The following is an 11,876-nucleotide window of genomic DNA, read 5'->3' on the forward strand; positions in this document are numbered from 1 at the left end:
GTTGAGTGCAGACATTTATCTTGCATATATTTGGGAGGAAAGAGCAGTTGCCGACGGCAACTGCTCTTTCCCCCTTCAGAATGATTATCATTTTTATGGCTTGTATATCTTATTCTCTGGAAGTCCCTTAATATCTTTCCACACCTTCAAACTGCTTGTTACTCATAGCGTTTGCAGCTTCGCCACAAGTGCGGGGTGTGGGGAATATCTTCTCAGGGTTGGCTAAACCTTGGGGGTTAAATACTTGTCTTACCCATTGCATTGTTTCTAAATCAACAGGACTAAACATTTCTGGCATATAACATTTTTTATCTGAGCCAATGCCATGTTCACCAGAAAGACTACCACCAACTTTTACACACAACTTGAGAATTTCTCCGCCTAACTCTTCGACTTTTTCTAACGCCCCAGGCACAGAATTATCATAAAGAACTAGGGGGTGAAGGTTGCCATCACCTGCATGAAAGACGTTAGCAATTTTATAACCATATTTTTGACTTAGATTTTCAATTTCTTGCAAAACATAAGGCAATTGAGTGCGAGGAATCACACCATCTTGGACATAATAATCTGGGCTTAAATGTCCAGCCGCCGCAAAAGCAGCTTTGCGTCCTTTCCACAATTTTAAGCGGGTTTCTGGGTCACTTGCCGCAGTCACATTCCGCGCTCCGTTCTGTTGACAAATTTCGGTAATGCGTTGTTTAATTACTGCAACTTCTACATCTAAACCATCAATTTCAACTAGCAAAATAGCGGTAGCATCACGAGGATAACAATTTGTGGCTACAACATCTTCTACAGCATTGATGCTAATGTTATCCATCATTTCCATACCACCAGGAATTATCCCCGCACTGATGATATCAGAAACACTAGCCCCGGCAGCTTCCACACTCGTAAAGTCTGCTAACAGTACACAAATTGATTCAGCACTTTTGAGAATTCGCAGAGTAATTTCTGTGGCAATTCCTAAAGTTCCTTCCGAACCCACAAATATACCTGTTAAGTCATAGCCAGGTGTTTCTGGGATTTGTCCGCCTAAATCGACGATTTCCCCTTCGGGAGTGACGATTTTTAAACCGAAAACGTGATTGGTTGTGACACCATATTTTAAGCAATGCACTCCACCGGAATTTTCGGCAACATTGCCGCCAATTGAGCAGATAATTTGACTAGAAGGGTCTGGTGCATAGTAAAATCCTGCACCGCTAACAGTTTGCGTGACCCAACTATTAATTACGCCTGGTTGCACAACAATGCGCTGGTTTTCTAAATCAACGTTGAGGATTTGTCGCATTAATGAGGTGACAACCAAAACAGAATCTTCTAAAGGTAAAGCACCACCAGATAAACCTGTGCCAGAACCGCGGGCAATGAAGGGAACAGAATACTGATTGCATATCTTCACCACTGCCGCAACTTGTTCTGTTGTTCTTGGTAATACAGCCACAGTCGGACGTTGACGATAGCTAGTCAAACCATCGCATTCATAGGTAATTAATTCTTCGCGGCGTTTAATTACACCATTTTTACCGAGGGCAGCCTCAAATGCTTTGATAATGGGTTGCCAATTGCGTTGTTGTTTATCTTGGGTAAGCATAAGGTTTCAGGTAGATGACTCGGCTGGATGGAATGACTGTATTTACCATTGTTGCAAAAATAGCAGTTTAGCAGGAGAAAAAAGCGATCGCTCTTTTGATATCCGCGTCCATCCATCCGCAGTTAATTACTTCTATCACCTGTCACCTGTCACTGATTTTTTGGCTTGCGTAATGCTTGAGAACCAAGGGGAACGAGAACTTGATTCAGACTACGCAATTGTTCCGCTGTCCCCATGCAAATCAGGGTATCTCCTGACATTAATATTGTGTCGCCAGTGGGGCCGCCAATGAGATTGCCATCGCTGCGGCGAATTGCTAGTACTAATGCGCCAGTTTGCGATCGCAGTTTGGCTTTTTGTAAAGTTTGCCCAACGAAAGGAGATAAAGCGGGATCAAGTAAAAATTCTTCCATATATAATTGACGGTCTGAGCCAGAAAGAATCCCGTCTACAAAGTCTAATACTTGAGGTCTGAGGGCGGCTGCGGCCATGCGTTTACCACCGGTGATATAGGGTGAAATTACGGCATCTGCACCGCCCCGCTGTAACTTTTGTAGTGCTTCTTCCGTACTAGCGCGAGCGATCGCCCGAATTTCTGGATTTAATGTTTTTGCTGATAATACTGTATATAAATTTTCTGCATCTGAAGGTAGGGCGGCAACTATACAAATCGCTCGCTCAATCCCAACATGTAGCAGTGAATCATCTAGTGTCGCATCACCCTGGTATACTACATAACCTTCGGCTTGTGCCTTTTGTACAGATTCAAATTCCGAATCTATGACGACAAAAGGTACACTTTCTGCCCGAAATTCCTTGGCAATTTGCCGACCAGTGCGACTAAATCCACAAATAATATAATGCTGTGTCAAGGATTCCATTAAACGCCTCTGTTGTCGTAGCCGAATGCCTTCTTGAAAGTAGCCTTCAATGATTGCTTCTGTAAATCTGTTGACTATGTAACCAATATTGATCACACCCAACAAAATCAAGGCAATAGTAAACAAACGTCCTCGGCTACCTAGTGGGTGCGTCTCTCCATATCCCACAGTAGCTAAGGTAATGACTGTCATGTAAGCTGCATCTTCCCATGCCCACCCTTCTACAAATCTGTACCACAAAGTGCCAAGCAGGAGAACACCACCCAAAGCGATCGCTCCTGCCATTAACTCTTTTTGAATACGTTGATATTTTCTCTCAAGTGTGGAATACAAAGTTGTTTTTCACCTGTGTTCTTCGTTTAAAGATATTTAAGCGTTAGCCTAAAAGAAAGTTATGAATTGCAATAAATCACAAGAAATTTTTAACAATTTCGAGGAAACTATAAGTAAGTGTAAGATGAAAAATTTTTAGGAGGAGCGGTAGTGAGCTTACAAACTCTAGTTGGACAAGCCAGCATCCCCCCAGAGTCAGGTACAATGCCATCTATTCCTTTTGATCCAGATAGCTTTAACGAAGCCGTGATGTCTACCTATGGCCGGTTTCCCTTAGCCTTAGAACGGGGTGCAGGATGCCGGGTTTGGGATACACAGGGACGGGAATATCTTGACTTTGTGGCGGGAATTGCCACTTGCACACTAGGACACGCCCACCCAGCAATGGTTGAAGCTGTGACGCGTCAAATTCAGAAACTGCATCACGTTTCTAATTTGTACTACATTCCCGAACAAGGTGAATTAGCCAAATGGATTATCCAACACTCCTGTGCCGATCGCGTATTTTTCTGCAACTCTGGAGCGGAAGCTAATGAAGCGGCGATTAAATTGGCACGTAAATATGCCCATACAGTTTTAGACATAGAAAAGCCAATTATTCTAACAGCAAACGCCAGTTTTCACGGGCGGACTTTGGCAACGATTACCGCTACCGGACAACCCAAGTATCAGAAATATTTTGATCCCTTGGTTCCAGGTTTTCATTACGTACCTTACAACGATATTACTGCTGTTGAAACAGCCATTAGCGAATTAGATGAAGGTGATTATCGCGTTGCGGCGATTTTATTAGAGCCATTACAAGGAGAAGGCGGTGTACGCCCTGGCGATGTAGCTTACTTCCAAAAACTACGCCAGATTTGTGATGAAACTGGCATTTTATTGATTTTTGATGAAGTGCAAGTGGGGATGGGGCGCAGTGGTAATTTATGGGGTTACGAACACCTGGGTGTGGAGCCGGATATTTTTACCAGCGCTAAAGGTTTAGGCGGTGGTATCCCCATTGGCGCAATGATGAGCAAAAAATTCTGTGATGTTTTTGAACCAGGAGAACACGCTAGTACTTTTGGTGGAAATCCCTTTGTTTGCGGTGTGGCGCTGAGTGTGTGCCAAACTTTGGAACGGGAGAATATTTTGCAGAATGTTCAAGAGAGGGGTGAACAGTTGCGTTCTGGATTAAGAGCGATCGCCGCTAGGCGTGCCGCAGGTATCGCTGTAAAATATCCTATTTCTGATGTTCGGGGTTGGGGCTTAATTAATGGGATCGAGTTAACAGCAGACATTCAGCTAACCGCTAGTGATGTTGTTAACGCTGCAATTACAGAAGGCTTATTACTTGTACCAGCCGGGCCAAAAGTTGTCCGGTTTGTCCCACCGTTGATTGTTACCAAGGATGAAATTGATTTAGCCTTGCAAATTGTGGACAAAGCACTAGCTAAAGTCACAGCTTAACAGCAGTAATTAAAAATCGAGAGGCTCAGATCCCCGATGTCTCAAAGAAATCGGGGATTTTGTTGTTCACGAATAATTTAGAATTGCTGCGGTAAGACCAATTTGAAAAATGATTGCGACAATGGAGTGCTGAAAAGCTCACCACTAAAGCAATCCAAAATCCAAAATAATATAAGACGTGAGGCTTCTTGCTGTTCCAGCTAAAACAATACCTGCAAAACCAAGAGTCCGCGACTTGCGCCTCAGAAGATTTTCTCCAGTAGCGCTTTTAGTTTTTCGGTGCTATCGTAAAATCCTGGCGTTATCTAATATCTTTAGTTGGATGATTTAGCGATCGCTCACCAAAAACAAGTCATTGTTTTGTTGAGCGTCTGGTAATTTTTACCTAGCATTTGTGTCAAAAAAATATTACCCATAATTGTTTGAATATTGCCAATATCTATATAAAAATACAGTCAATCATTGTATCCATTGTTATATATTTAATTGCGAAATTGTAATATTAACCAACCAATTCTTAGCGATAAGTCTACAATTTTGATGGTAGCTTCTATAACTAATCTGTGTAAAAATGGGCAGCTACCTCAAGCTATTTTTTAACGGGAGGTCAGGCAATGGCTATCGCCACCATCAATCCCGCCACTGGGGAGACGCTCAAAACTTTTGAGCCGCTCAACGATGCAGAAATTGCCACTAAATTAGATTTGGCAAATCAGGCTTTTGAGCAATACCGCAAGACGAGTTTCGCACAGCGATCGCAATGGTTACAAAAAGCGGCGGAAATTTTAGAGCAGGAAAAAACAGACTTTGCCAAGGTAATGACGCTGGAAATGGGTAAACCATACAAAGCCGCGATCGCCGAAGTCGAAAAATGTGCTGCTGTTTGTCGCTATTATGCGGAACATGCTGCTGATTTTTTGGCTGATGTTGCTGTTAAAACTGATGCCAGCCATAGCTTTGTGCGTTATCAGCCATTGGGGATAATTTTGGCAGTTATGCCGTGGAATTTCCCCTTTTGGCAAGTGTTTCGATTTGCTGCGCCTGCACTCATGGCAGGTAATGTTGGCTTATTAAAACATGCGTCTAATGTGCCGCAATGTGCTTTAGCAATAGAAGAGATTATCCAACGAGCAGGTTTTCCGGAAGGTGTCTTGCAAACTCTTTTAATCGGTGCTGCAAAAGTTGCCGATGTAATCTCCGATGACCGAGTGAAAGCGGCAACTTTGACGGGAAGTGAACCAGCCGGCGCATCTTTAGCTGCCGCCGCAGGTAAACACATAAAAAAAACCGTTCTGGAATTGGGGGGGAGTGATCCATTTATCGTTTTAGCAAGTGCGGATTTAGAAACAGCCGTGGCTAGTGCTACCGCAGCGCGGATGTTAAATAATGGGCAATCTTGTATTGCAGCGAAACGCTTTATAGTCGAAGAAGCGATCGCTGATCAATTCGAGAAGTTGCTGTTAGATAAATTCTTAGCGCTGAAAGTCGGCGATCCTATGCAAGCAGACACCGATTTAGGGCCACTAGCAACGCCGGATCTTCTTCAAGATTTAGATCAGCAAGTGCAAGTTGCCGCCAAAAGTGGAGGTAAAGTTTTGACGGGTGGGTATCCCATATCAGACCGTCCGGGTAACTTCTATCCACCAACCATCATCACAGATATTCCGCCTGACGCGCCAATTGCTCAGGAAGAATTTTTTGGCCCGGTAGCCTTGTTATTTCGGGTTCCAGATATTGATGCTGCAATTAAACTGGCAAATGACACACCCTTTGGTTTGGGTGCTAGTGCTTGGACAACGAATGACCAAGAACGCGATCGCCTGATTGCGGAAATTGCAGCTGGTGCAGTCTTTATCAATGGTTTAGTCAAATCTGATCCTCGTCTGCCTTTTGGCGGCATCAAACGTTCTGGGTATGGCCGAGAATTAAGCATTCAAGGCATACAAGAGTTTATCAATGTTAAAACTGTTTGGGTGAAGTGATTGGGAAAGAATGAAGTGTGAAGTATGAAGTGTGAAATTAGTTTTTTAAACTTCATTCTTCATTCTTCAAAGACTCTTCGTTCCCTATTTCGTGCATCGCTAATGAGGAAATTAAAATGAATACAGCAGAATTATTAGTACAGTGTTTAGAAAATGAAGGAGTACAGTATGTTTTTGGACTTCCTGGTGAAGAAAACTTACATGTTTTAGAAGCCCTAAAACATTCTTCTATTAAGTTTATTACCACTCGTCATGAACAGGGTGCAGCATTCATGGCTGATGTCTATGGACGTTTAACCGGCAAAGCTGGGGTGTGTCTTTCAACTCTTGGCCCTGGGGCAACAAATCTCATGACTGGTGTTGCTGATGCTAACCTTGATGGTGCGCCTTTGGTGGCAATTACCGGACAAGTGGGAACTGATAGAATGCACATTGAATCTCACCAATATTTAGATTTGGTGGCGATGTTTGCCCCAGTTACTAAGTGGAATAAGCAGATTGTCCGCCCTAGTATTACGCCAGAAGTAGTACGAAAAGCCTTCAAGCGATCGCAAACCGAAAAACCTGGTGCAGTCCATATAGATTTACCAGAAAATATTGCTGCCATGCCTGTCGAAGGCAAACCTTTGCATCTGGATAAACTCGAAAAAACCTACGCATCTTTTGCTAGTCTTCGGGCAGCCGCAGCAGTAATATCTCAAGCCGTAAATCCATTAATTTTAGTTGGAAATGGAGCAATTCGCGCTCAAGCTAGTGATGCAGTGACGCAATTTGCTACCCAAATGAATATACCTGTTGCTAACACATTCATGGGTAAAGGAGTCATTCCCTACACTCATCCTTTAGCTTTATGGTCTGTGGGATTACAGCAAAGAGATTTTATTACCTGCGGCTTTGATAATACAGATTTAGTAATTGCGATCGGCTATGATTTAATTGAATTTTCTCCAAAAAAATGGAATCCTGAAGGCACAATTCCCATTTTGCATATTAGTACAACCGCAGCGGAAATTGATAGTAGTTATATTTCCACTGTAGAAGTTATCGGCGATATTTCTGACTCTTTGTTTGAAATTTTAAAAGTCGCAGATCGTCAAGGTAAACCTAATCCTTATGCCATTAGTTTACGCGGTGAAATTCGCGCTGATTATGAACAATACGCCAACGATGATGGTTATCCAATTAAACCACAAAAACTAATTTATGACTTGCGGCAAGTCATGGGGCCAGATGATATTGTCATTTCTGATGTTGGCGCACATAAAATGTGGATGGCGCGTCATTATCACTGTCATAGTCCCAATACTTGCATTATTTCCAATGGTTTTGCAGCAATGGGTATTGCAATTCCTGGTGCTTTAGCCGCAAAACTCGTTTATCCAAATCGCAAAATTGTTGCTGTGACTGGTGACGGTGGCTTTATGATGAATTGCCAAGAATTAGAAACGGCCTTGCGTGTAGGTACTCCCTTTGTCACTTTAATATTTAATGATGGTGGCTATGGCTTAATTGAATGGAAACAAGAAAACCAGTTTGGCAAAGGTAATTCATCATTTGTACATTTTGGTAATCCCGATTTTGTTAAATTTGCCGAAAGCATGGGTTTAAAAGGTTATCGAGTCGAATCTAGTCTTGACTTAATCCCTATACTCAAAGAGGCATTAGCACAAGATGTACCCGCTGTTATTGATTGTCCTGTAGACTACCGGGAGAATCGCCGTTTTACTCAAAAAGCTGGTGAATTAAATTGTGCTTTGTAAGCATATAAAAACTCTCAATTGAGTTAGGTTAGATAGGGGCGCAGACCATTGCACCCCTATAATTATTTATTTTTATCAATATTAGTTTTGCTATTTATTTCCTAGAAATTACCTAACATTTCAACATGATAAAGATACTATTTTATGTATTTTCTCAAAGCTATCAGAGTAATACTAAATAATACTTCCGATAGAGTAAAAAATCAGTCATAACTAGATTTTAGGTAGATAACTTTATATTCTTGATATTTATACAATGAAGGCGAAAATAAATGACAGGAGTATAGTTATGGCTGAAGAAAAGAAACAAAAATCTCATAATCAAGATACTACCCCTACTGCTTCTGGCGGCTATCAAACCCCTTTACAAGAAGATATTCGCAAAACTGGTGATGCGTCTCAATCTGATGCTAAACCTTCTGCTAGACCAGAAGCGCCAGGTGAAGATGATGTAGCAGGTAGCCCTAATCAAGGCACTGAGTCTCGTTAGTTTTTATTGATTCTGAGTCAGTAAATCTTGAGTGGGTATGTCTTGTAAAAAGTATCATTACCCTCTCAATTTTTATTTTTAATACTAACTTATCATTCAGAGTTAAAACACACATAAAAAAGCTTGGTATAACCACTTATTTGAGGATTATATTTATTTTGTCATCTACTAAAAGATATATTGTTATTTTTATATTAAAATTTAATCTCAAATGCTGATATATAGCAGTCCTAAATCATGGGTGAACACAGATATCTTCGACTGAGTAATTTAGGTCAAATGCGATCGCCCAAAGTCAAGCTATCATCACCCATAACCCATTGCCCAAGCTACTCTTAAAAATTTATCATCAGACTTAATTATTGAATTGGACTGGATAAATAGGCGGGCAAAGTAATTGTAAATATACTTCCTTCACCCAAACGCGATCGCACCGTTACATTACCATCCATACCTTCTACAAGTGTTTTGACTATTGATAATCCCAAACCACAACCACCAGTAGAACTGGTACGTGCTTCATCTAGACGATAAAAACGCTCAAAAATCCGCGCTTGATGTTGTAAAGGAATACCATAACCTTGATCGCAAACTTGGATTATGGCTTGGTCAGCTTGTTGATGAAACTTGACAGTCACAGAAGTTTCAGGATCAGAATACTTAAAGGCATTATCAATTAAATTCACTAAAACTTGTTTGAGGCGACTATAGTCAGCTTTTACCTCAATTAGCTGGTTGGTTGATTCAATTGTAATCTGGCGATCGCTATAAATTTTGGCCATGACCACAACTTCTGTAATTAAGTCATTCAACATGCAGCGTTCTAGACGAAAATGTAGATAACCACTATCTGCCCTGGCTAAATCAAGTAAATCTTGTAGGAGGCGAATGGTACGTTCTGCTTCTGCTGCTGCTGTTGCTAAAGCTTCTTGTTGGATTTCGGTTAAATTATTCTGCCGTCGTAAGACACTTTGCAAGTAGCCGTGTACGATGGTGAGGGGTGTACGTAACTCGTGAGACACATTACTGACAAATTGTCGCTCTTGCTCCCAAGATTGGGAAAGACGCGTCAACATCATGTTAAAGGTTTGGGCTAATTCTCTCACCTCGCTAGGTGCGTTATCTAAATAAATTTGTGCCTGTCCTAAGTCTGCAAGAGAAATGACTTCTGTCATTTGACTTAATTGGCGTAGGGGTTGCAGAGAACGTTTGATGTAAAATGCGATCGCTACAGAAATTGTTGTGATTGTAACTATACTACCAATCCCCAAACTCTGCACAATCACTAAAAACATACTTTGTTCGTCGGTAACATCCTGTACGACAAACAATGTTCCAACTACCTTATCTTGTAATGTCAACGTACTACCACATAAAACAAAGTAGCTTTTGCCCATTTGTTTTACTAAGGGTTCCCTCGACATCTCAGTTAAATAAATTAACTGAGATGCGTTCTCCTTAGGTAGTTTATTTAAGTTATTAGATTGAGCTAAAATTTGGTTTTTAGGGCTTTTTACCCATAAAAATGTATGAGGACTACTTAAATTATTAATTGCCTTTTGCAACCTATTTTCCGAGGGGATAATATTAGTATATATTTCTACGTGATAGGGTAAGCGTTGAGCAATCTGTTGAATATTAATTTTATAATTATTAATTAAAAATTGCTGCATTTTCCAGCTTGTCCAAGTAGCAAAACTACCCAATCCTAAAGCAGAAACCGCAGCAATCCCAATTGTAAGTCGAACTCGTAATGAAAAAAGGTCAATTATGCGAAAAATGTTCTGAATTTGATTCACTTCGGTGCTGGAGTGTTTGGTTTTAGACAAGTTTTATTAACATAATCGCACTGATAAACATAAGATTCTTGCCAACTCAAAGGAATTTGCAATAAGTCTCTTGTACCTGTTAATCCTTGACCAATAAATAGTAAAAGAGCTACACAGTTTAAAATTGTATGAATTATCCGCCAGCGATGAGATTTATAAATATCTTGCACAATTGCCAAAGAAAAAATCATCAGTAGGGCTGCGGTAATACCAATGTAGTAGTGTGACCAGTACCACTCACTTGTCAGACGATAAACTCCATCTTGACAGCCAAGAATTACTAAACCAGCACCAGTTAATGTCGCAAAAACACCTCGCCATAACGGCTGTTTTGCCTGATAAAGTAATACTAAAGAGGCAATGGTTGCCACAAACATTAATAATATAAAAATTACTTGAAAATTTGCTTTATTCCACAGTTCTTGTTTGATAATATTTTTACCAATAGGATAAGCTAAACCTACTAATGTTAACCCTACAACTGCACTGGTTAGCCAATCACCTAACTGTTTATGTTCTTTGCCAACTACAGGTGGAATTTTGCTCTTACCTGCATTTAAATTTTGCAAACGGCGTTGGCGTGTTTGCCATGCAAAATTAACGACAGTACCAATCAGAGGAAAGACAAAAATAACTGCGATCGCGGGATGTAAAAGTCCAAGAAAATCTGCTATTTCCATAAAATACCTTGCAGTATAACTATTATTAATTGGTACTATCAGTTAGCATTCAAGAGTTGATAATTTCACTCATGAATATACTAATAGCACCAAACTCTGCATAATCTTGTACTAGGGATTGAGAAAAAATTTTAGGCATTGCTGAATCACCGGATGATTGAAGCTGACACGGAAGTTTAAAAACATTATCAAAACGCGCCACCCGTAGAGAAGAGAGATTTGGTGATTATTATTTAAATTCCAAAATCGTCCGCAATTATGCAACGCCAATTATTTAACCACCTACACTTGCATAACCAAAAGTAGCATTAAATTTCCGACACCAAACAGCTACTGATTTATATCCAGACAAATTAAGATTAGCAGGTAGAGCATAGGTTTGACTACCATTAAACCGTCTGAGACGAGCAATCAGAGCATAATCATTTCTTCTCAAACCGTAGGTTTGGGGCCTAGAAGATCGATGTAAAATCACATATACGTCAGGCCCACTACTTGTTCTGAAATTCCGATCAAACTGCAAGTATCTTCTCTTGTTTCTAGTCACAATGCTGACTCTTCCTTGGGTTGCATGTTCTCCACGCTGAAAGTACCCAGATTGACCTACAGCAGCTGCTATTTGAGTAATTCCAGTAGTAGCAACTGGTGTTGAATCTTGTGTCTGATATGCAGTTACTTCTTTAGCAGAGCCTAAGCAAACAGTTGCAATCAGACCAAGGATTGCTAAACTATGAAATTTCATAGTGTTTATATCCTCAATATTCATCATTATGAAAATAATTTAAAGCTGTCTGCGATGACAAATATTAAATTAAGCTGAGAATTAGTTAAAAATTTAGTTCAGCAATTTTTATAAAAATTTTATCTTT

The 11,876-nt window shown here is 40.5% G+C and carries 9 protein-coding genes; 4 read left to right on the forward strand and 5 right to left on the reverse strand.

All coding sequences use genetic code 11. The features are described 5' to 3' along the window. Positions 1–127 precede the first annotated feature (127 nt). Positions 128–1,600 (reverse strand): glycolate oxidase subunit GlcD, encoded by a 1,473-nt coding sequence (gene glcD, locus IQ259_RS15155; protein ID WP_193886167.1) that lies wholly within the window; start codon positions 1,598–1,600, stop codon positions 128–130. Positions 1,601–1,749: 149 nt separating this feature from the next. Continuing rightward, positions 1,750–2,766, reverse strand: coding sequence for a TrkA family potassium uptake protein (locus tag IQ259_RS15160; protein ID WP_193886245.1), 1,017 nt, complete (start codon positions 2,764–2,766; stop codon positions 1,750–1,752). 198 nt (positions 2,767–2,964) lie between these two features. On the opposite strand from IQ259_RS15160, the gene IQ259_RS15165 reads away from it, so the two are divergent. From IQ259_RS15165 to IQ259_RS15180, 4 genes are all read left to right on the forward strand, one after another. After that, on the forward strand, positions 2,965–4,266 hold the full coding sequence (locus IQ259_RS15165; RefSeq protein ID WP_193886169.1) for an aspartate aminotransferase family protein: 1,302 nt from the start codon (positions 2,965–2,967) through the stop codon (positions 4,264–4,266). Between the two features lie 614 nt (positions 4,267–4,880). After that, complete coding sequence (locus IQ259_RS15170) at positions 4,881–6,248, forward strand: NAD-dependent succinate-semialdehyde dehydrogenase (RefSeq protein WP_193886171.1); 1,368 nt, start codon at positions 4,881–4,883, stop codon at positions 6,246–6,248. A 116-nt stretch (positions 6,249–6,364) separates the two neighbouring features. Further along, complete coding sequence (locus tag IQ259_RS15175) at positions 6,365–8,008, forward strand: acetolactate synthase large subunit (RefSeq protein ID WP_193886173.1); 1,644 nt, start codon at positions 6,365–6,367, stop codon at positions 8,006–8,008. A gap of 289 nt (positions 8,009–8,297) precedes the next feature. After that, on the forward strand, positions 8,298–8,498 hold the full coding sequence (locus tag IQ259_RS15180) for a hypothetical protein (protein ID WP_193886175.1): 201 nt from the start codon (positions 8,298–8,300) through the stop codon (positions 8,496–8,498). A gap of 359 nt (positions 8,499–8,857) precedes the next feature. Here the strand turns inward: IQ259_RS15180 and IQ259_RS15185 are convergent, their stop codons facing one another. The 3 genes from IQ259_RS15185 to IQ259_RS15195 all read right to left on the reverse strand — a co-directional run bounded on the left by IQ259_RS15185 (position 8,858) and on the right by IQ259_RS15195 (position 11,749). Then, a complete protein-coding gene (locus IQ259_RS15185) occupies positions 8,858–10,297 on the reverse strand; it encodes a HAMP domain-containing sensor histidine kinase (protein ID WP_193886246.1) in 1,440 nt (479 codons plus the stop codon). After that, complete coding sequence (locus tag IQ259_RS15190) at positions 10,294–11,007, reverse strand: DUF4079 domain-containing protein (protein WP_193886177.1); 714 nt, start codon at positions 11,005–11,007, stop codon at positions 10,294–10,296. Before IQ259_RS15190 ends, IQ259_RS15185 begins: the two co-directional genes overlap by 4 nt. 274 nt (positions 11,008–11,281) lie before the next feature. Beyond that, a complete protein-coding gene (locus IQ259_RS15195; RefSeq protein ID WP_193886179.1) occupies positions 11,282–11,749 on the reverse strand; it encodes a DM13 domain-containing protein in 468 nt (155 codons plus the stop codon). Positions 11,750–11,876 lie beyond the last annotated feature (127 nt).

The sequence above is a fragment of the Fortiea sp. LEGE XX443 genome (assembly GCF_015206815.1).
Lineage (GTDB): Bacteria > Cyanobacteriota > Cyanobacteriia > Cyanobacteriales > Nostocaceae > Nostoc_B.